This is a genomic window from Apibacter adventoris (genome assembly GCF_002964965.1).
Taxonomy (GTDB): domain Bacteria; phylum Bacteroidota; class Bacteroidia; order Flavobacteriales; family Weeksellaceae; genus Apibacter; species Apibacter adventoris.
In genome coordinates, this window is record NZ_PSZN01000003.1 from 68445 (window position 1) to 89173 (window position 20729).

Below are 20729 nucleotides of genomic sequence, written 5' to 3' on the forward strand. Positions count from 1 at the left end.
TTAAATTTTTAATAATTGGCTATACTTTTTAATTTCCATTTCTATTTTTTTTAAATTATAACTGTTTAAATTTATTTTGTTACATTCTGAACATATCTTTTCTTGTGTTTCATAAGAAAAAATAAGTTCTTCATCAAATTTTTCATACTTTTTAGATTTAGATTTTGTGTATGAGATATTGGGGATATAATCCAAATTTAATTTTTGTAAAATTTTAAAGAGTATTTCTTCTATTATATAAGGTTGTCCCATATTGAGTATATAAATTCCTGAAGAAAATAAAGGGTTTGATAGAATAATTAATCCTTGAGTTGCTTGAAATTTAGATATAAAATAACGTTTCATGCTTTTATGAGTTATTGTAATAGGTAGTTTATTTTCAATTTGAAATTTGAAAATGTTAAATATGGACCCATTACTATTGAAAACATTTCCGAAACGTAAAATTTTAACTATAAAATTATCTTTTTTTGAAAGAAACTCCTTAATGAGATAAAGTTCAGTTATTCTTTTAGAAATTCCCATCTTATTTATTGGGTTAACAGCTTTATCTGTAGATATAAAAATAAATTGTTCTGCATTTTGTTTTTTGGCAGTAAACAAAATATTTAAGGTAGCTTCAGTATTGACAGAAATTAATTCGGTGCTGTTATTTTCTAAAATAGCAATATGCTTATATGCTGCAGCATGATATATGATTTGAATAGGAAAAGTAGAAAAAATATGATTTATTGTATTTTGATTTCTTATATCTCCTAAAATTAAAAAAAGCTTTTTATTTTCAATAGCTGTTTTAAAAAATAATCCTAATTGAAAAATCCCATATTCAGAATGATCGAGGGCTATGATTTCTTTGATATTTTGATTTAAGAGGTGTTTAATTAAAGAACTACCAATAGAACCAGCTCCACCTGTTATAAGAATAGTTTTGTTATTTAAGTAATTATTTTTCTGTAATGAGATATTAATTTTCTTGTCAAAAATATCTTCAAAATGAATTATTTGATTATTTATATTTAATATGTCTGCTGTATCAATCAAAACATTCAACTTTATTTATAAATTTTTATCAATTATATTTATAATTCTTTTTAATTTATTCTTGGTAAGATTATTTCCGGAAGGTAAACTTAAACCGTGTTTGAATAAATAATTTTCAAAACTTTTATCTCCATAAAAAAAGTAATTTTTAAAAACTGTTTGTTTATATAATGGATTCCATAAATATCGAGATTCTATTCCATTTTTATTTAAAATATCTTTAATTTTTTTGTTTAAGTCTTTGGGGAAAATAAATGAACTTAACCATCTATTAGAAAAACAGTTTTCATCTTCTATTTGAGATTCAATTTCTAATTTATTTTTAAAATAAGATAAATAATAGTTAAAAATATTTCTTCGTTGTGTAACTTTTTGATTGAGACTTTTAAACTGGGCTAATCCTATCGCTGCTAATATATTACTTTGAGAATAATTATATCCTAATTCTTCATGTTTATAATAATCTATATCTTCTTTAGCTTGATTAGCTAGTTTTTTAGCATAGGAATAATCTTTTTGATTAGGTAATATTAAAGCTCCTCCTGTAGAACAAGTAATAATTTTATTGCCATTAAAAGAAAGAATTCCATAGTCACCTAATTGTCCTAGTGGCAAATTAAAATATTTAGATCCTAAAGCTTCTGCAGCATCTTCTATAATTTTAATATTATAATTTTTACAAATATCAAAAATACTTTTCATATTACAAGGCATCCCATATATATGAGCTACAATTAATACTTTTGGATGTATATTTTTATTTTTTAAATTTATTAATGCATGTTCTAAATATTCAGGAGATAAATTCCAACTTTTTTGATCAGCACCAATAAATACTGGTATTGCCTTTTGGTACAATATCGGAAATGCTGTTGCAGCAAAAGTAAAATCAGAACATAAAACATAGTCTCCCTCTTTTATATTTAAAATTTTTAATGCTAAGTGAATAGCAGATGTACCATTATTAGTAAGTAATATATTTTTATGGGAATAATAAAGAGATAATTTTTTGGTAAAATTATTAATAAATGAACCATAAGGTGATATCCATCCACTCAATAATGCTTCATTTACAAATTTTATTTCTTTATTTGTAATGCAGGGGGGAGAAAGGTATATTTTATTTGTTGTGTCCAAATAATTAATTTTTATTTTTATTTGATTTTGTAATTAATAATGGTAAAAATGAAAATATTAAACCTAAAGTTAATATTATTAATAATAAAAGATGAACCTTAATATGTCTAAGAAAATAAGCAGTTAAAATTATAAGAGCATTCTCAGAAATCATAATTAAAGAAACCTTTTTATGATCTAACCCTAATCTTAAATACCTATGATGCATATGGTTTTTATCGCCTCTAAATGGAGAATTTCCTTTTAATATTCTAATAATAAAAACTCCAATAGTATCTATTATTGGGATAATTAAAATTGCAATCACTATTACTGGTGCAGATTGTAAATGATAAATAGGGGTGCCAAATGGTGATAATATTAAAAATAAATTTAAAAATTTAATACCCATAAATGATAATAGAAAACCAATGATCATGGAGCCGGTATCTCCCATAAAAATTTTATATTTTTTATTAAAATTAAATCGTAAAAAAGCTAATAGGCTTCCTATGATGGTTAATGCCAATACTATCATAGGATAATTTATACTTCCTAGCCTCCAAAAAGTAAATATAAAAGCACAACAAGCAAGTAAAGCTATACCTGAGGCTAAACCATCAATACCGTCAACTAAATTGTAAGCATTAATTAGAAAAATAAATATTATAACTGTAAAAATGATACTGATTCCGTAAGGTAAAGTTTCAATTCCAAAAATACCAAAAAAACTTCCAATTCTTACATTAGATCCTATTGAGATCATTAATGAAGCTATGATTTGTGCATAAAGTTTTTTATTAGGTGTAACAACTAGTATATCATCCATTAATCCAATGAAAAATAAGATAATAATGGAAGAAAACAAGAAAATATAACTTGAAAATAATTCGTAAGCACAAATAGAAGACATAATGGTAATTGAATAAAAGATAGCTATTCCTCCTAAATTAGGAGTTCTTTTATTATGAGAACTCCTCTCTCCAGGTAAAGCCATTAAGTCTTTTTTATAAGATATTTTTATAATTTTAGGAATAGATATATAAGTCAAAAGAAATGATCCTACTAATCCTAAGAAACATTTTAAATAGAAACTATTTATTCCAAAAATATTTTTTAAATCTCTTATGTCAAATTCGTTCATATTTCTTTAATCCATTAAATGCCCATTGAACTGTATAATAGATAGATTTATACAAAGATAATTGCAAAAAATTATAATAAACAAAAAATTGTAATTTAAACATTAGCCATTTATTTCTAGAATAGGAATTACACCTTATTCTATATATTACTAACGGTTTATTTATAGCTCTAATTATAGTTTTTTTTGAAAGATTTAGTATCATCGCATAATCTTCTCTTCTATAAACATCAGGGAAAATTATTTTCCCAATTTTATTAGCATCATATATTAATGTTGAAATAAAAACAGGGCAATTTAGTAACAATCTGTTAAAATTTACATTATCTTCTGCACTAAAATCCTTTAAACATGGTTCTAATTTTTCATTTACTCTTTTATAAGAGGTATAAACTGCAGATTCATTATTTTCTTGTAAGTATTTAATTCGTTCTTCTAAAGCAGTAGGTAACCATAGATCATCACTGTCAATAAAAGATATATATCTTCCTTTAGCTTGATTGATGCCATAATTTCTAGCAATAGCAGTGCCCATGTTTTTTTTTAGTTTTAGTAATTTAATTCTATCATCTTTATAATTTTCAATAATTTTTATAGAAGAATCTGTGCTGCAATCATCAACTATAATCCATTCCCAATTTGGATATGTTTGATTTAATACAGAGTCTATAGTTTCTGATATAAATTTTTCAGAATTATAACAAGCTGTAATTATAGATATATGATTTTGCGAAATATGGTTCAATTTTGTAAAATTTTTGAAATTAAACTTTAAAACATGTGTATTTATTTTTTAGTCAATTGTTTCATCAATTATAACATTAGCAGATCCGTCTGTAAAAAGAGTATCAAATTTATCAAAATTTAATTTTTTTGCATTTGCAGCAAACCGAAAGCTCAAAAGATATAGGTAAATAATCAAAAAAGAGTAAATAAAATATTTATTAATTTGACTTTTACTGTTTTTTATAATAATTGCGAATAAAGTACCAGCAAATGCATCATAAACAATAGGAAGCCTAATTGAAAATATTTCATTCTGACGAAAACAATAATAAATACAATAATAGGTGAGACATAAATTTCTAATTTTTAAATAATTATAATTATTTGCTGTTTTAATGTTATACTTATCAAAAGAAAAAATGATTACTAAAAAACATATTTTAACAAGTTCTCCAACAGAAAAGGTTGATTCACCTAATTTTTGATAAGAATTGTAAGCATCAGATAAGGTATCAGCAGATAATGAATTAAAAATTTCTCCGAACCAATTATAAGGTTCTAATGGAGCAATTAAAATAGATAATACAATCAATAAAAAAGCTTTGAAAGTAGATATATAAATGTTTGCTATCCAATAAGCTGGCAAAAAAATTATAGCAGTTTTATGAAAATAGTAAGCTATTAAAATAGATAACAAAAATTTTAACAGTTTTCTTTGTGTAATATATTGAAATGAAAATAGGCAAATAGCTATGGAAGCTCCTTGTCTGATATGCCCTGAATCTTGAAAAAAATATGTAGGCATATAATAAAATAATAAAGTAAAAAATGGATAAGGAGAAAATTTATAGTAAAATGAACTTCTGAGACTTATGGATATAGTGGCAAAAGTAAATAGAAGAATGAAAAAAGGTAAATGTAAATTTCCTATTATTTTCGAAAATATTATATAAGTAGGCTCTACACCAGAATCGAATATTTGATTCCATCTAATAAAAGTATTAGCTCCAACAAAAAATCTTACATATGGCCAATAATCAGCTCCTCGGTTTCCTCTTGTTCCCGTAATAAAAATTAAAACTATAACCATGCAGATGTATGGAATTTTAATTTTTGGTTTTATATTATAATTACTTGAAACTTCCATATAACTATAGAAAGTCATAATAATCATAATTAGGTAAAATACGGGGTGTATCATTCCTTATATCTTTATTATTTGTATTAAATAATATATTTTCTTTTTTATTCCAAGGGAAAAAAGATAATTTTTAGCAAATCTAGTATAACATATTATATCTTTTTTAGTTATTTTTTCTTGATTTATTAATTTTTTTAATTTAGAAAACATATAACTCTTTTCTGGAGTTTTTACATAAGCATAATAAGCCAGGAAGCTATAAAAACCTTGCAGTATTACAAACTTTTTCCACACATTAGTCCATTTACTGTAAAAACATGTATTGAAATCTTTTTTAACAATTTTTATAGCTTCAAATATATCTAAACCTTTTATGTTATAATTTCTGGTAATAGATCCTGTTCTAACAAAATATTTGTAAAAATATTTATCGGATTTAGCTATAGTTTTTGCTTTTAAAAATAGACGTGGAATAGTGGCTATATCTTCAAAATGTAAATTTTTAGGAAACGTAATTCCTTCAAATAATTCTTTTTTAAATATCTTATTACAAGCAAAACAAGACATTTCACCAAATATAGAAAAATCTTCTTTTAAAAATATTTTTTCTTTTGATTGAGGCATTTGAGGAAGAAGTTCTATGGAGTTATTATTTTCATTTACTTTTTCAAGACTACAAAAAACGATTTCTGCATTATGTTTTATGCCTAAATTATACATTTCTTCCATCATTTTGGAATCAATCCAGTCGTCTCCATCAACAAAAGCTAAATATTCTCCATTAGCATGTTTTATACCATAATTTCTTGCATCACTTAATCCTCCATTAGATTTATTATATACTTTAATAAAAGAATAATTTTTAGAGTATTGTTCAATAATATTTAGAGAATTATCTGTAGAACCGTCATTAATTATTACTATTTCAAGTTCCTTTAGTGATTGATGAACTATAGATTCCAAGCATTTGGCTATATAAGGTTCAACGTTGTAAACAGGTACTATAATAGATATTTTATAATGCATAAATTTCCTAAATCATAATGATTGTTCGATCTATTAAAAAAGTTATTTTTCTTTAATCTCTTCAATAATATTATGAAAATTTTTATTTATAATAAGAAAGTTAGAATCTAAAAAATTTTCCATTTTCACATTATAATCTAAAAAATGAACTCCGTTAGGATATATTTTCCCTATAATATAATTATTAGGAACACAAAAGTTGTATATATCTTTTAAAAATGAGCCAGAATAAATAAAATTTTTTCCATATTCAAATTGTATAGCATCAATTTTATTATTTTTTATCATATTTTTAAAACCTTTAATAACTTCAAAATCCATTCCTTCTACATCAATTTTTAAGAAATTGATGTGAGAAATATTATTTTCTGAACAAAATTGATCGCCTGCGTAAATTTCTACTTTTTTCTCAATATAATTTATATTTTTATCGGAGTTATTCTCATATCTTGTAGAGAGATAATGACTTGTAGGAAAATGCTTAAAAATTGTTTCAGATCGCTCACTTCCAAGTGCTAGGTTAAAATAATGTATATCTTTAAATTGTTGAGTAAATTCTTTACATTTACTAAGTGTTTCATCTATTGCTTCTATAGCATAAATAGTAGCTTTTGGATTAAATATTTTATAAATTCTCGTATTGGTACCTACATTAGCTCCGCAATCCACTACAATATCAAAATTATGTTTAGCTAATTTTTTAAACAATAAATTTTCTCCATTTGAAGAAGAATCATAGCTAACATTATTCTGAGCATAAGTAAGATATTCAGCTATTTGTAAGACAGATTTAATAGGTTGTTTGTTTCTTTTATCAGAAATAAATTTTATTATTTTATTTTTTTTACTTTGTGGAATTAATTCTTTTAATGATCTAGACATTTTTAATAAATATTGTACAAAGTTATACTTTTATTTAAAAAACAATTAAACAAATTAAAAAATATGTATTTTAATAAGTGCATAATCATAATATATTTAAAATAGGTTAGTTTAATTACTAATAAAAAAAATTATATTTTTTGATATCTTCCCAAAATTCAGGATAGGATTTTTTAACAACTTCAGGATTTTCAATTTGCAATGGGAATAATAATTTAAGGGGTACAAAGCTCATAGCCATCCTATGATCGTTATATGTTTGTATATTTATATTATCAATAAAATTATTACATGAATAAATTTTTAGACTATTATCAGTTATAAAAACTTCTCCACCACATTTTTCAATTTCTGTTTTAAGTGCGTGTAAGCGATCAGTTTCTTTTATTTTTAAAGTTTCCAATCCAGTTATATGTATAGGGATTCGTAGTCCAAAAGCTGTAACGGCCACAGTTTGAGCTATATCGGGGCAATCATTCATATCCAGTTGAATTGATTTTGGATAGCAGAATTCTTTTATTTTAGATAAAATAATTTCGCCATTGATAAATTCTGTATTTACTCCAAAATAATCTTTATATATAATTTCAACTCTTCGGTCTGCTTGTAAAGAATTTTTAAAAAGATATTTTAACCTAATATTAAAGTCACTTCCTAAAGCACAAAGTGAGTAATGATAGGAAGCCGATGACCAGTCGCTTTCAATTACAAATTCTGTTTTTTTTAATTTATTAGTATAAGCTATAGAAATATTATTTTCATAAAAGTCTACCTTGATGCCTAATTGGGTTAAAATGTTGAGAGTCATATTTATGTAAGGAAAAGAAGTAACCTTTCCTTCAAGTTCAATATTTAAACCATTTTTTAATTGAGTTCCTATTAAACATAAAGCAGTTATATATTGACTACTCACTTGAGAAGAAATTTTAATCTTATTTTCATGTAATTCTTTCCCATTAATTTCTAAGGGAGGATATCCATTATTTTCTAGATAAGAAATATTAGCACCCAGCTTTTGTAATGCAGATACTAAAATTTCAATAGGACGTTCTTTCATTCGGTGAGACCCGGTAAGAATCGTTTTTCTTTTATTTTGAATAGAGTAATATGCTGTTAAAAAACGCATAGCAGTTCCTGCATGATGTATATCTATAAGTTCATTATTAGAAGATAAGGCATCTTGCATAAGTTGTGAATCATGACTTTTAGAAGTATTAATTAATCGAATAGTATTAGGGTATAAAGCGTTTAAAATTAACAATCGATTAGTTATACTTTTAGAACCAGATAATTGAATGTGTATTTCTTTCATGAGAAAGTATTATATTCTGAATTTAGGAATAAAAAAATAAAATATAAGTTAAAAAAATAATCAATCAAAAAATTATTTCAATTTTTTATTATTCAGATGTCTTGTTTTATCACGAAGCATTTTAGACTTCATATTTTTTTGAAAAGCATCTTCAAGGTCTATCCCTGTTTGGTTAGCTAAACAGGTAACTACAAAAATAACATCAGCTAACTCTTCACCCAAATCCTTATTTTTATCAGATTCTTTTTCTGACTGTTCACCATATCTTCTGGCAATAATTCTAGCAACTTCACCAACTTCTTCAGTAAGTTGAGCCATATTAGTTAGCTCATTAAAATACCTTACTCCGTATTTATTGATCCATTGATCTACCTGATGTTGTATTTTATCTAATCCCATTTATTCAAACTCTCTGATAGTTAATTTAATGATTTCTAAACATTCTTTTATTTGTTTTTCTGTAATAGTAAGAGGAGGTGCAAACCTAATTATGTTGGTATGAGTGGGCTTAGCTAATAGTCCATGATCCTTTAATTTAAGACATATTTCCCAAGCCAGTTCTTTATATGAAGAATTATTAATAATAAGAGCATTTAGTAATCCTTTACCTCTAATTTGTTTGGCAATTTTAGAATTTTCACAAAAAGTTTTCATTTCTTTTCTGAATATCAATCCCATATCATAAGCATTTTTTGCTAAGTTTTCTTCTTGTATTACTTGCAATGATGCAATACCAATTGCTGCAGCAATAGGGTTCCCTCCAAATGTAGATCCGTGTTGTCCTGGTTTTATAACATTCATAATTTCTTTGTTGGATAATACCACAGAAATAGGATAGGTTCCTCCGGAAAGAGCTTTACCCAAAATTAAAATATCTGGTTTGATATCTTCATAATCACAAGCTAATAGTTTCCCGGTTCTAGCAATTCCGGTCTGTATCTCATCACCAATAAAAAGGACAGAGTGGGATTTACATATATCATAGCATGCTTTTAAATATCCATCATCTGGTACATAGGCTCCTGCCTCACCTTGAATAGGCTCAACTAAAAAACCCGTTATATTGGAATTTTCATTTATAATTTTTTCCAAAGCCTGAACATTATTATAAGGAATTTTTATAAATCCGGGAGTAAACGGGCCATAATGAGTAGATGCTTCAGTATCAGATGAAAAAGAAATAATAGTAGTAGTTCTTCCATGGAAATTATTTTCGCAAACAACGATTTGAGCCTCATTTTCTTTAATTCCTTTAGATTCATACCCCCATTTACGGCAAAGTTTTATCGCTGTTTCAACCGCCTCTGCACCTGTATTCATAGGAAGAACTTTTTCATAACCAAAGTAATCTGTTATATATTTTTCAAATATTCCTAATTTATTATTATAAAAAGCTCTTGAGGTAAGTGTTAATTTTTTAGATTGTTCAATGAGTGTGTTTATAATTTTTGGATGGCAATGTCCTTGATTGACAGCTGAATAAGCGGATAAGAAGTCATAATATTTTTTTCCTTCAACATCCCATAAAAAAACCCCTTTTCCTTTTTCTAATACAACAGGTAAGGGATGATAGTTGTGAGCTCCATATTCATTTTCGTATTCCATTAAATGAAGTGGAGATAATTTTGGTTCCATGAACAAATTTATTTTTTGCTAAATTAATTAAAAATTATGGGAATTTTAAATTTAGTAAAATCAGGTTTATTATTTTACCTTACAATGCATGGAGACTCAAATTTTATAGGCAATCCTTTATTACAAAATAATTTCTACTCATTGCAAGGAAATATCCCAATTAAAAAGGAAACGTATCAACTTACTTATATCAATAAAAATTCAACTTTAGTTGAAAATTCCTTAGGTATTACAAAGACTAGAACATTCAATAAATTTAACTTTTATTTTAAAAATTACTAATCTTTTAGAATTTTTAAAATAAGCATGTTTACATTAATCTATAAATTAAACAAAAATAGTAGCTTTGCAAAAATAATGGATTGGAATTCTGCTTTTATAGATTTTAATGAATATTTGTTGTTGGAGAAAGGGCTTTCTCAGAACACACAATTAGCATATACAAGGGATTTAAATAAATTAAGAATATTTGCTGAACTACATAACGAATCTAACCCTTGTTTGGTAGATAAATTTTTTATGCAGGATTTTGTATATGATTTTGCTAAAAAAACAAAGTCAGATAAATCCCAAGCAAGATTAATATCATCATTAAAAGCCTTTTTTAATTTTTTACAAATAGAAGATAGGAGGGAAGACAATCCTGTCGAACTGATTGAAAGTCCTAAAATAGGGCTTAGATTACCGGATACTCTAAGTCATTCAGAAATTGAAAAAATTATTTCAACAATAGATTTATCAATGCCTGAAGGAACAAGAAATCGGACCATTATTGAAACATTGTATGGATGTGGTCTGCGAGTATCAGAATTAGTAAATTTAAAATTATCAGATTTATTTTTTGAAGAAAATTTTATAAGGGTTATTGGTAAAGGAGATAAGCAAAGATTAGTACCTATATCAGATTGGACCATCAAATATATTACTATTTATAAAGAAACTGTGCGATCACATCAAAATATAAAGCCTAAAAATGAAGATATTTTATTTTTAAATAGAAGGGGAGGAAAATTAACCCGAGAGATGATATTTATAATAGTTAAAGATGCTGCAGAAAGGGCAGGAATTTGTAAAAAAGTTTCCCCACATACTTTCAGACATTCTTTTGCTACTGTTTTATTAAAAAATGGTGCTGATTTACGATCTATTCAACAAATGTTAGGACATGAAAGTATTACTACAACTGAAATATATACACATTTAGATAAACAACAACTCCGAGATGCAATTGAAAAATATCACCCTTTTTATAGAAAAAATTTAGAATGATGTCTGTAAATATAATACAACATAAAAAAGAAGCATTAAAGAAGCAGGAAACTCATAAAAAATATTTAGAAAAATTAAAAAGTAAGAGACCTAAAAAACTTGATGTAATTATGCAGGAAATACATCAAAATGTTTTTAAAAACGTAGATTGTTTAAAATGTGCAAATTGTTGTAAAATAACAGGTCCCTTATATACGGAAAGAGATATAGAAAGAATATCTAAAAATTTACATATAAAAGCTTCTGAATTTATAGAGAAATATTTATACAAAGATGAAGATAATGATTGGGTATTAAAACAATTGCCATGTCCATTCTTAGATTCAGAAAATTATTGTTTGATTTATGAATTTCGCCCCAAAGCTTGTAAAGAATATCCACATACAGATCGAAAGAAGTTTTATCAGATTAATAAATTAACCTTGCAAAATACTTTAATATGTCCGGCAACCTACAAAGTTGTTGAAGAATTAATAAAAAAACTACCTTTGTAAATTAACTTTTTTGTTCTTTTTGTTTTGCAACCATTCTACTAATTGGGCCCCCAACCATGAAAAAGGGAAAAAAATAAAAAACATACATACGATATACCAGGTAGGATAACCTTTAAATGTGAAAATAGTAGCAATTGCAGCTATTAAAAGTATAAAACCTATTAACATAGCATAGGCTTTTTTCGCTGTTTTAACTATTAAAGCACATACAATTCCTCCCATAAGAGAAGCTATCCCTGAGGAAATTAATAAAGCTATAAAAAATTCTACTTTAGCAGTTCTTACAACCGACCTCCAATGTTCTATAGGTAATCCCTTATAATTAAAAGGAATCCAGTAAGAATTAATCATTACAGAAAAAGTAATTATAGCCAAAGCTACAAATAAACCTGCTATTACAGCAATTGTGTTTCTAATCATTTTTATGTTTATTCAGAAGCTATTACTGAAATTTCTATTTTAACATTTTTAGGCAAAGCAACTACTTGTACACATTCTCTAGCTGGAAAAATTTCTGAAAAATAAGAAGCATATATTTCATTTACTATTCCAAAATCCTTTATATCTGTTAAAAAAATAGTAGATTTAATTATGTTATTACATGTAAGATTTGCTTTTTTTAGAATGGCTTCTATATTTTTCATTACCTGCTGGGTTTGTTCTTCAATGCCTGTAGGGATTTCATTTGTTGATGGATGAACAGGAATTTGCCCCGAAATGAATAATAGATTATTTATTTTTATTGCTTGCGAATAAGGTCCTATAGCTGCAGGAGCCTTAGTGGTATTTATTATATTTTTAGACATTTTTTATGTTAATTTAATTTTATAAATATAAAAAAAATTTAAAAATTAGTGTTATCATTAAAATTTCTTGCTTCATATTTTATAGCATCTTTTAGAAGATTTGCCTTAATTCCTATATAAAAATCCCATGTTTTATTATAACCAGAAGAGATAGGTACCCAATTAAAACTAATATTAAAGCTACGTAAATCTCGCATAAATCCAAGGCGGGTATAACCAAACTCTCTACTTTCCATATCATAATTTGTAGATCCGGTTATTTTCCAGTAAGGAGACGGAGAAACTTCACCTGTTATATTTACTGTGGCAGATGTAGTTGAAAATCTGTTATATTCTTTAGTATGAGAATAGTTTAATCCAATATTCAATTTCCATGGAATATAGAAATGAGCGTAATTTTCGTCATCAAAATAATATTTTTCATATCTAATTTGTCCCTGTTTATTATATTTTTTGGAATAATTATCTTCATTTATCCCAAATAAAGACGGATCTAAAGAAAAATTTAACCCCATAGTATAGCTAGCAATTGTAAAATATCCAAATTTATCTACCATATGTCCAAAATTGTTATTTGTGGGATTATCAAATACTATTTTGTAAGGGTTAATTTTCATTCCATAATTAATTTTTAGTTTGGAATTGAAAACAGAAGAAGATCCTGTTGCAATTAAAGGAGACCATTTTAATGAATCTGCAGCAAAATTATAACCGGTAGAAATATTTAAAGCTTCAAATATTTTTATTTTTTTTACTCCACTTTTTTCATTTTTGTCTCTTACTTTCATTTCCAAATTATTTGCTATGGAAATAGAAACAGAACTATTTTCAATATTTGAAGGATCCCCTAATATTCCACCTTCGAAATAAGAATATTTAATTTTTTGTCCTGATTGATTTATGTATGTGCCATAATACCCCCATGAATCACTGGAAAAATCAGGCATATAGTTATAACTGATAGTAGGAGATATCATGTGTCTAATTGACTCTATAACTCCTCCTTTTTTAAATTTTGCCATTCCATATAATGTAGTGCTAATACTAGCAGACCCACCAAAAGTACGGTAAGATTTAAAACCATTATGATTGTTAATTTCTAGTTTATTTTCAGAAAGGTTATAGTCTTTTTTAATCGTTTTGGTTGTCCAGGCCTCTTTATAATTTCCATTAATACCTATTTGAAAATAATTGAAAATATTAGCAGTAGTACCAAAATTTGTTTGATTTGTTATACCATTTTTAGAATTATCAAACATTTTAGAGGTAAAAATGTCATCCATGGTAGTATTAACTGTATTTTGAAGGTTCATTTTGTAATCCATGTAGATGTTTTGGAGCATGCCTTTTTTAGCACCTGATTTGGGTGAAAAAGGATAAACCTGCGGCATAGTTACAGATAGGTTAGGTAATATCATTGTTACATCTCCCGAATTTGAATTTCCTGATGTAATGTTTTGAGAAGCAGATGCATTTAAAGAAATGGTTAAAGGATTATTATTAAATCTTTTCACTAAAGAGATTGAGGAAGAAGCTTGGTTGTTATTTACACTTCCGTTAAGTGCATTTTGATTATATATACTATTATTATAATAATTTTGGCTTACAAAATTAATAGCTGAATTAAAAGAAAGGGTAGGATTGGCTTTGGAATCCTGATAGTGAGACCATACTACTCTATAATTTTCAATTTCCGAATAATCATCTAAACCTTTTGTGCTGGTTATATTTTTTTCGTAAATAATATTAAAATTTCCTGAATATTTATATCTTTTAACATATCTCAATTTGTTGTCTGTCATCCAACTACCCTTAGTGTAAACACCAAACCGGCTTTCCAAATCTAAATATTCTCCGATGGGAACATAAAATCCCCATCTTTCTAGGTAAAACCCTTTAGTTTGTCTTTCTCCAAAGGTACCAATAAGAACTCCTGCTTCTCTTTTTTTACCAGAAGAAGGTAGATATAAAAAAGGAAGAATAAACGGAGTTGGGAACTGTTCAATATACATTTGAGTAGGTCCGGCAACCAAAGTTTTTTGGTTTTTTCCCGTGATCATCTTCATTTTGTTGGTTGATAAATGATAGTCGGGCAAAGAATCTTTTTTAGCTTTAAAGTATTCATCAGTAGTCATAATCCCCCTTCTCATATAGTAATTTTCATCATCTACTCTTTTAGCCTTTTCCGCTAATATTACCATTTCATCTTCATCGGTTCTTATATTGAAAGCAGTACCCTGTTTCGTTTTCATATTGAATACAGCTTCTTTATATTCAAATTTTTTATCTCCTTGTGTAAAGAGGATATTATCTGTAATTTTTCCTAAACTGTCAGTTTTACCACGCGCAAAAATATCTCCGGAATTCCAGTCAATGACGATATAATCTGCTGCAATAGACATATTTTCATAATCGACCTTGGCATTGTGAATTAAATAAGTTAACTTTTTAGAAAACAAATTTCTTATTTCATCTCCTTGAGTGTTAAGAATATCTTCAAGTTTTTCTTTTTTATTTTGAATTGTATCTCGAGTTATATGTGTGGAATCTGGGATGCTTTTTCCAACCTTATTCTGTGCTAACAGAATGTTAAAAATTAGAATAAACAAACAAAGTATACTATATTTGAATCTTGAATTAATCAATGTATATAATTTCAGAGAGAAATTTAAGTGCCAAAATTAATCAAAAAAAATTTTTAATGCGAGTTTTAACAGTATTTAACTTAAAAAATCTAATAATATTATTTTTAATCTCGATAAGCAGTTTATCATATTCTCAAAAAAAAGATTTTGTACTAGTGTTGGATGCCGGTCATGGTGGGAATGATTTTGGAGCCAAAGGTCCTTATGCTTATGAAAAAGATGTTAACCTTTCTTTAGTTTTAAAAGTAGGAGCTTTGATTGAGAAAAATAACAAGAATATTAAAGTTATATATACCAGGAAAGTGGATGAATTTATTCCGTTGATGACCAGAGCTGATATCGCAAATCGAAACAAAGCAGATTTATTTATATCAATACATTGCAATTCCAGTTCAAGTAGTGCACCTTATGGTACGGAGACTTATGTGTTAGGTGCTCATCGAAATAATGACAATTTTAATGTTGCTAAAAGAGAAAATGAGGTTATTTATTTAGAAAAAGATTATAAAAGTACTTATGAAGGTTTTAATCCATCTTCTCCAGAATCAATTATAGGGCTTACTTTAATGCAGAATGTTTTTTTGGAAAACAGCTTAAAAATAGCTTCTTTGGTTGAAGATAATTTTAAAAAGGAAAGTAGGCTGTCACGAGGAGTAAAGCAAGCAGGTTTTTTAGTTTTGGTGCAAACAGCTATGCCCTCTGTTTTAATTGAAACAGGTTTTATATCCAATTATCAAGAAGGGAAGTATCTTGCGTCAGAAGAAGGACAGAATGTTATAGCTAATGACATTTATGGTGCATTAATAAAATACAAAAAAGAATATGATAAAAAATCAGGAAAAACAGAAGAGATAAAAGAAGTAGTAAAAGAAAAACCTCTTGAAAATACTAGCTTAAAAGTACAATTTTTAGCTTCTTTTAATAAATATTTTCCAGGTTCAGCCCAACTGAGAGGACTTAAAAATATAGAGATTATCAAATCCGGAGGAAAATATATATACTATACGGGAAATACTAATTTGAGGTCTGAAGGAGAAAGCAATTTGAAAATAGCAAAGGAAGCTGGTTTTACAGACGCTAAAATTGTAGAATTTAATGATAAAGAATCTTTAAAAAATGAGTATTATACAATTGAAATATTACTTTCTCCTAAAAAATATAAAGAAAGAGATGCTATTTTTAGAGGACTTAATAATGTAATTAGAGAAAAAAATAATGATGTATATGTCTATACTTGTGGAAAAGTAACAAATTATGAATCTGCCAAAAGATTACTTGAAAATATAAAAAAAATAGGATTTACTGATGCTGTAATATCTAAATTATCATTCTAATTATATTCAAAATAATTCAGATTAAAATATAAAATATACTAAACATTTAAATAAATACGATTTGTTAATTTATAATATTTATTAATGAAGTGTTTATTTTTTACGAAATAATAAATTATAATAAAATCGGCTTGAAATTTTTTCAAGCCGATTTTTATTATGTCTTTATATAGCATCTGTATGTACCGTTTTTACAGCTCTTCCTGAAGGATCAGGATTATTTTTGAAAGCTTCATCCCATTCTAGTGCAACAGCAGAACTGCATGCTACAGATGGAACAGATGGAACCGTATGAGCAGCTGCGGGAGATGGAAAATGTTCTTCAAATATTGTTCTAAACCAATATTCTTCTTTTGTCATAGGTGGATTAATAGGAAAACGTTCAGCAGCCCTTTCCATTTGTTTATCACTTACTTTTTCATTAGCTTTTTCTTTTAATGTATCAATCCATGAATAACCTACTCCATCAGAAAATTGTTCTTTTTGTCTCCAAGCAACATCTTCGGGCAAATAATCTTCAAAAGCTTTACGTAAAATATACTTTTCAATCTTTCCATTTCCACACATTTTATCTTTAGGGTTCACACTCATAGCTATATCCATAAATTCTCTGTCCAAGAAAGGAACACGTCCCTCTACCCCCCAAGCCATTAAAGATTTGTTAGCTCTGAGGCAGTCATATAAATGAAGTTTGTCCAGTTTTCTTACAGTTTCCTCATGAAAAGCTTGAGCATTTGGCGCTTTATGGAAATATAAATAACCTCCGAAAATTTCATCAGATCCTTCTCCGGATAAAACCATTTTTACTCCCATTGATTTTATATATCGGGCTAGTAAATACATGGGAGTAGAGGCTCGTATAGTAGTTACATCATAAGTTTCTACGTGATAAATTACATCACTTAGAGCATCTAGAGCTTCTTCTATAGTAAAATGAATTTCATGATGAACCGTACCTATATAATCGGCTACTTTTCTTGCAGCCAATAAATCAGGAGCACCTTTTAATCCAATGGCAAAAGAATGCAATTGAGGCCACCATGCTTCGGATTTATTATCATCTTCAATTCTTTTACTGGCATATTTTTTTGCAATTGCAGAAATAATAGAGGAGTCTAATCCTCCGGAAAGTAAAACACCATAAGGAACATCAGACATAAGTTGACGGTGCACAGCGTCTTCAAGCCCTTTTTTTAGTTTTTCAATATCCGTTTTATTCTCTTTGACATTATCGAAGCTCATCCAATCTCTGTGATACCAGGATTTGATTTCACCATCAGGGCTATAAAAGTATTTTCCTGGTTCAAATTCTTTAATATCCGGACAAACTCCTTCTAAAGATTTTAATTCGCTGGCTACATAAAATTGTCCTTTATCATCATATCCCATGTATAGTGGAATAATCCCCATATGATCTCTTCCTACTAAATAGGCATTTTTAATTTTATCATATAGGACAAATGAATATATACCTGATATATCTTCAAATAATTTAATTCCTTTTTCTTTATATAAAGCTAGAATTACTTCACAGTCCGATTGAGTTTGAAAATTATATTTACCTTTAAATTTTTCACGAATATCTTTATGGTTATAAATTTCTCCGTTTACGGCGAGTATTAAATTTTTGTCTTCACTAAATAAAGGCTGTCCGCCAGAAGCAATATCTACAATTGATAATCGCTCATGTACTAAAATACTTTTGTCATCACAGTAAACCCCAGACCAATCGGGACCTCTATGACGAATTTTTTTTGCCATTTTTAAAACCTCAGGTCTTAAGGTATCACTATTTTCTTTTAATTCGAAAACACCAACAAATCCACACATGTTATATTAATTAATAATTGAAAGCAAATTTCCGATTATTATTATTAATTATCTAATAAAAACAAAAAATCAATTTATTTATTAAATTGATTTTTTGTTTTTAATTTATATTTTAAACTAGAAAACATAAGAATGTTTCGTTTTAGTTGTAAAAATAAAGAAGGAAAAAATGGATTTAAGACTGATAAGTATCTAAAAAACGTACTAATTTTTTTAAAGCAAGAGCTCTATGGCTTATTTTGTTTTTTTCATTGGCGGAAAATTCAGCAAAACTTTTTAAATATCCATCAGGAATGAATATAGGATCATATCCAAAACCTTGCTCTCCCTTTATTTCAGTAGAAATTGTTCCGTTTATTTTACCTTCAAAATACTTAATTTCGTCACCATTAACCCAACAGATAACACTTATAAAATAGGCTTTCCTGTTTTTAACACCTTTCAAGTTTTTCAGAACTTTGTTAATATTATCAACAAAAGAACCTGTTTCTGCATATCGTGCGGAATATACGCCCGGATCGCCATTTAACGCTTCAATAACCAATCCACTATCATCTGCAAAACTAGGAATGCCACCAAGTTCATATCCAGATTTAGCTTTTATAAAAGCATTTTCCTGGAAGGTTTTTCCTGTTTCTTCAATATCTTCCTGAAAATTATAATCAGCAAAAGTTTTTAATAGAAGATTTTTAGGTAATATGGATAATATTTCTTCTTTTTTATGTTCGTTTTGTGTAGCTAATAAAATTTCCATTTTACATTTTAGAATATTTGACTCCAAAAATAAGGATAAAAAGTTATTTTTTAGGCAAGCAACCTAAAAAAATATTTATATTCATGTGTTTTAAATATTTAAAATTCTTTGAAAGTATATGAAATTTTAGATTTTAATTAATATGGATTCCAAATATAATTTTTAGTTAGTCGGGAATATAAATATCCAAAAAGTATTAATAAAACAATTCCAAAACATAAAATAAAAGTATCATATGATAAAAAAAAATCAGGAGTATTTAAATGTTTGTATTTTATGTACATAATATATCCTGTTAGGTTATTTATAATATGGAGTATAGTACTAGTAAGAAGAGAACCTGTTTTATAGAAAACAACCCCTAAAACTATACCGGCCATTATACCTCCTAGCATTTGCCATGGAAAAATATGAGCTCCTCCAAATATAAAAGCAGATATAATTATAGCTTTTGTTGGTTGTACTTTATAATTTAATAGTCCTTTTAAAATTAAACCTCTGAAAAATATTTCTTCACATATTGGCGCGATAATACATATATTCAGAAAAGTAATAATGGGATATTGGGTTAAATTTCCTAAAAGTGCATTTTCCATGGAATGGTATAGATTCCCAAAGTATTTACCTTCTGTAGGAATAAGTCCGGTTAAGAATTCAGCTATAATAGATTGACCTATAAATAACAATAAAGCAATAGGAAATAAACTAAACCTCTGTACTGAATAATTGATAATAAATTTTTCGTGTTTAGAACTAAATACTATGAATTTATAAAAAAGGAAAATAAACAAATAGTTCATTAATATACTAAACGGAGAAAATATATAAGAGTTTATATGCAATGAATCTCCTATATTTTGAAATAGGTAACTAATTATACTTCCGCTAAAAAAGTAAATAATAAGTATAAAAATAATTTCTAAATAAGAAAGACGTATATAGTTATTCATTATGATAAGGTTTTCCTTGTAGTATACTGAATGCACGATATATTTGTTCCACGAAAAATAATCGAATCATTTGATGCGTAAATGTCATTTTTGAAAGGGCTATTTTATGAGGGTTGAGCGCTTGTATTTTATCGGAAAAGCCTAAAGCTCCCCCCACACAAAAAACCAAATGCTTTTTAGATAAATTCATTTGTTGATCTAAATATTTTGAAAATTCTAAAGAGGTATATTCCTTACCTCTTTCATCTAAGATAATTAAAGTATCAGAAGGTTCTAACTGAGATATAAGTAAGTCAGCTTCTAAATTTTTTAATTCATATTCAGATAAATTTTTTGCATTTTTTATATCAGGCAATTCTTTTCTATTAAATTTAACAAATAATGGCAATCTTTTTTCTAATTCATCTATTAAATATATCAATTCTTTAGAATTAGTTTTACCTATTGTAAGTAAAGTTATTTTCATGCTATACAAAAGTAATATATTTTTTTATTATTTATTTTTATTCAATTTAAAAGCTTTATGTAATTCATATAATCATTTAAAGAATAGAGTATATTAAAATAAAGAAGATATAATGGAATATTTAAAATTAAAAGATGAATATATATTAATGTTGAACA

The 20729-nt window shown here is 26.8% G+C and carries 21 protein-coding genes; 4 read left to right on the plus strand and 17 right to left on the minus strand.

The genetic code is table 11. From position 1 onward, the window contains the following. From C4S76_RS02075 to rocD, 10 genes are all read right to left on the minus strand, one after another. Positions 1 to 1041, minus strand: a complete 1041-nt coding sequence (locus C4S76_RS02075) for a polysaccharide biosynthesis protein (RefSeq protein ID WP_181044028.1) — start codon at positions 1039 to 1041, stop codon at positions 1 to 3. A 15-nt stretch (positions 1042 to 1056) separates the two neighbouring features. After that, complete coding sequence (locus C4S76_RS02080) at positions 1057 to 2178, minus strand: DegT/DnrJ/EryC1/StrS family aminotransferase (protein ID WP_181044029.1); 1122 nt, start codon at positions 2176 to 2178, stop codon at positions 1057 to 1059. 4 nt (positions 2179 to 2182) lie between these two features. Next, positions 2183 to 3301 (minus strand): glycosyltransferase family 4 protein, encoded by a 1119-nt coding sequence (locus C4S76_RS02085; RefSeq protein WP_105192209.1) that lies wholly within the window; start codon positions 3299 to 3301, stop codon positions 2183 to 2185. Further along, entirely contained in the window at positions 3288 to 4046 is a 759-nt protein-coding gene (locus tag C4S76_RS02090) for a glycosyltransferase family 2 protein (RefSeq protein ID WP_245915773.1), read from the minus strand. Before C4S76_RS02090 ends, C4S76_RS02085 begins: the two co-directional genes overlap by 14 nt. Positions 4047 to 4094: 48 nt before the next feature. Then, positions 4095 to 5192, minus strand: coding sequence for an EpsG family protein (locus C4S76_RS02095; protein ID WP_181044030.1), 1098 nt, complete (start codon positions 5190 to 5192; stop codon positions 4095 to 4097). A 39-nt stretch (positions 5193 to 5231) separates the two neighbouring features. Next, positions 5232 to 6194 carry a glycosyltransferase family 2 protein gene (locus C4S76_RS02100; protein ID WP_105192213.1) on the minus strand — a complete coding sequence of 321 codons (963 nt, stop codon included), beginning with the start codon at positions 6192 to 6194 and terminating at the stop codon, positions 5232 to 5234. A gap of 42 nt (positions 6195 to 6236) precedes the next feature. Then, positions 6237 to 7076 (minus strand): FkbM family methyltransferase, encoded by an 840-nt coding sequence (locus C4S76_RS02105; protein WP_105192215.1) that lies wholly within the window; start codon positions 7074 to 7076, stop codon positions 6237 to 6239. 118 nt (positions 7077 to 7194) lie between these two features. Further along, positions 7195 to 8388: a 3-phosphoshikimate 1-carboxyvinyltransferase gene (locus C4S76_RS02110; RefSeq protein WP_105192217.1), complete on the minus strand. Its 1194-nt coding sequence runs from the start codon at positions 8386 to 8388 to the stop codon at positions 7195 to 7197. Between the two features lie 72 nt (positions 8389 to 8460). Beyond that, positions 8461 to 8787 (minus strand): nucleotide pyrophosphohydrolase, encoded by a 327-nt coding sequence (locus C4S76_RS02115; protein ID WP_105192219.1) that lies wholly within the window; start codon positions 8785 to 8787, stop codon positions 8461 to 8463. Beyond that, a complete protein-coding gene (rocD, locus tag C4S76_RS02120; RefSeq protein ID WP_105192221.1) occupies positions 8788 to 10023 on the minus strand; it encodes an ornithine--oxo-acid transaminase in 1236 nt (411 codons plus the stop codon). 36 nt (positions 10024 to 10059) lie between these two features. Here rocD and C4S76_RS02125 point away from each other — a divergent pair, with 36 nt between their 5' ends. The 3 genes from C4S76_RS02125 to C4S76_RS02135 are packed head-to-tail and all read left to right on the plus strand — an operon-like array spanning position 10060 to position 11786. After that, positions 10060 to 10305: a hypothetical protein gene (locus C4S76_RS02125; RefSeq protein WP_105192223.1), complete on the plus strand. Its 246-nt coding sequence runs from the start codon at positions 10060 to 10062 to the stop codon at positions 10303 to 10305. 24 nt (positions 10306 to 10329) lie between these two features. Further along, a complete protein-coding gene (gene xerD, locus C4S76_RS02130; protein ID WP_394335581.1) occupies positions 10330 to 11292 on the plus strand; it encodes a site-specific tyrosine recombinase XerD in 963 nt (320 codons plus the stop codon). Next, on the plus strand, positions 11292 to 11786 hold the full coding sequence (locus C4S76_RS02135) for a YkgJ family cysteine cluster protein (RefSeq protein WP_105192227.1): 495 nt from the start codon (positions 11292 to 11294) through the stop codon (positions 11784 to 11786). Before xerD ends, C4S76_RS02135 begins: the two co-directional genes overlap by 1 nt. Here C4S76_RS02135 and C4S76_RS02140 read toward each other — a convergent pair. Genes C4S76_RS02140 through C4S76_RS02150 form a run of 3 tightly spaced genes read right to left on the minus strand, consistent with a single transcriptional unit; the run spans position 11775 to position 15201 of the window. Further along, a complete protein-coding gene (locus C4S76_RS02140; RefSeq protein ID WP_245915774.1) occupies positions 11775 to 12206 on the minus strand; it encodes an MFS transporter in 432 nt (143 codons plus the stop codon). The genes C4S76_RS02135 and C4S76_RS02140 overlap by 12 nt on opposite strands. 8 nt (positions 12207 to 12214) lie before the next feature. After that, complete coding sequence (locus tag C4S76_RS02145) at positions 12215 to 12592, minus strand: RidA family protein (RefSeq protein ID WP_105192231.1); 378 nt, start codon at positions 12590 to 12592, stop codon at positions 12215 to 12217. Between the two features lie 38 nt (positions 12593 to 12630). Then, positions 12631 to 15201, minus strand: a complete 2571-nt coding sequence (locus tag C4S76_RS02150) for a putative LPS assembly protein LptD (RefSeq protein ID WP_105192233.1) — start codon at positions 15199 to 15201, stop codon at positions 12631 to 12633. A 92-nt stretch (positions 15202 to 15293) separates the two neighbouring features. On the opposite strand from C4S76_RS02150, the gene C4S76_RS02155 reads away from it, so the two are divergent. Then, the gene (locus tag C4S76_RS02155; protein WP_181044031.1) at positions 15294 to 16571 is read left to right on the plus strand and encodes an N-acetylmuramoyl-L-alanine amidase family protein; all 1278 of its coding nucleotides are present in this window, start codon (positions 15294 to 15296) and stop codon (positions 16569 to 16571) included. A 165-nt stretch (positions 16572 to 16736) separates the two neighbouring features. Here the strand turns inward: C4S76_RS02155 and asnB are convergent, their stop codons facing one another. The 4 genes from asnB to C4S76_RS02175 form a co-directional block, all read right to left on the minus strand. Further along, positions 16737 to 18401 (minus strand): asparagine synthase B, encoded by a 1665-nt coding sequence (gene asnB / locus C4S76_RS02160; RefSeq protein ID WP_105192237.1) that lies wholly within the window; start codon positions 18399 to 18401, stop codon positions 16737 to 16739. 175 nt (positions 18402 to 18576) lie between these two features. Beyond that, a complete protein-coding gene (rdgB, locus tag C4S76_RS02165; protein ID WP_105192239.1) occupies positions 18577 to 19155 on the minus strand; it encodes an RdgB/HAM1 family non-canonical purine NTP pyrophosphatase in 579 nt (192 codons plus the stop codon). Between the two features lie 137 nt (positions 19156 to 19292). Continuing rightward, a complete protein-coding gene (locus C4S76_RS02170; RefSeq protein ID WP_105192241.1) occupies positions 19293 to 20105 on the minus strand; it encodes a CPBP family intramembrane glutamic endopeptidase in 813 nt (270 codons plus the stop codon). Continuing rightward, entirely contained in the window at positions 20098 to 20571 is a 474-nt protein-coding gene (locus C4S76_RS02175; RefSeq protein ID WP_105192243.1) for a 23S rRNA (pseudouridine(1915)-N(3))-methyltransferase RlmH, read from the minus strand. The genes C4S76_RS02170 and C4S76_RS02175 overlap by 8 nt, the downstream gene beginning before the upstream one ends. Between the last annotated feature and the right edge of the window lie 158 nt (positions 20572 to 20729).

What these genes read in the sequence shown, in the direction of transcription:
- C4S76_RS02085 (WP_105192209.1), bottom strand. Translation starts at nt 3,301, where the DNA reads ATGAACGAATTTGACATAAGAGATTTAAAAAATATTTTTGGAATAAAT.
- C4S76_RS02095 (WP_181044030.1), bottom strand. Translation starts at nt 5,192, where the DNA reads ATGACTTTCTATAGTTATATGGAAGTTTCAAGTAATTATAATATAAAA.
- C4S76_RS02100 (WP_105192213.1), bottom strand. Translation starts at nt 6,194, where the DNA reads ATGCATTATAAAATATCTATTATAGTACCTGTTTACAACGTTGAACCT.
- C4S76_RS02105 (WP_105192215.1), bottom strand. Translation starts at nt 7,076, where the DNA reads ATGTCTAGATCATTAAAAGAATTAATTCCACAAAGTAAAAAAAATAAA.
- C4S76_RS02110 (WP_105192217.1), bottom strand. Translation starts at nt 8,388, where the DNA reads ATGAAAGAAATACACATTCAATTATCTGGTTCTAAAAGTATAACTAAT.
- C4S76_RS02115 (WP_105192219.1), bottom strand. Translation starts at nt 8,787, where the DNA reads ATGGGATTAGATAAAATACAACATCAGGTAGATCAATGGATCAATAAA.
- rocD (WP_105192221.1), bottom strand. Translation starts at nt 10,023, where the DNA reads ATGGAACCAAAATTATCTCCACTTCATTTAATGGAATACGAAAATGAA.
- C4S76_RS02125 (WP_105192223.1), top strand. Translation starts at nt 10,060, where the DNA reads ATGGGAATTTTAAATTTAGTAAAATCAGGTTTATTATTTTACCTTACA.
- xerD (WP_394335581.1), top strand. Translation starts at nt 10,330, where the DNA reads ATGTTTACATTAATCTATAAATTAAACAAAAATAGTAGCTTTGCAAAA.
- C4S76_RS02135 (WP_105192227.1), top strand. Translation starts at nt 11,292, where the DNA reads ATGTCTGTAAATATAATACAACATAAAAAAGAAGCATTAAAGAAGCAG.
- C4S76_RS02140 (WP_245915774.1), bottom strand. Translation starts at nt 12,206, where the DNA reads ATGATTAGAAACACAATTGCTGTAATAGCAGGTTTATTTGTAGCTTTG.
- C4S76_RS02145 (WP_105192231.1), bottom strand. Translation starts at nt 12,592, where the DNA reads ATGTCTAAAAATATAATAAATACCACTAAGGCTCCTGCAGCTATAGGA.
- C4S76_RS02155 (WP_181044031.1), top strand. Translation starts at nt 15,294, where the DNA reads ATGCGAGTTTTAACAGTATTTAACTTAAAAAATCTAATAATATTATTT.
- asnB (WP_105192237.1), bottom strand. Translation starts at nt 18,401, where the DNA reads ATGTGTGGATTTGTTGGTGTTTTCGAATTAAAAGAAAATAGTGATACC.
- rdgB (WP_105192239.1), bottom strand. Translation starts at nt 19,155, where the DNA reads ATGGAAATTTTATTAGCTACACAAAACGAACATAAAAAAGAAGAAATA.
- C4S76_RS02170 (WP_105192241.1), bottom strand. Translation starts at nt 20,105, where the DNA reads ATGAATAACTATATACGTCTTTCTTATTTAGAAATTATTTTTATACTT.
- C4S76_RS02175 (WP_105192243.1), bottom strand. Translation starts at nt 20,571, where the DNA reads ATGAAAATAACTTTACTTACAATAGGTAAAACTAATTCTAAAGAATTG.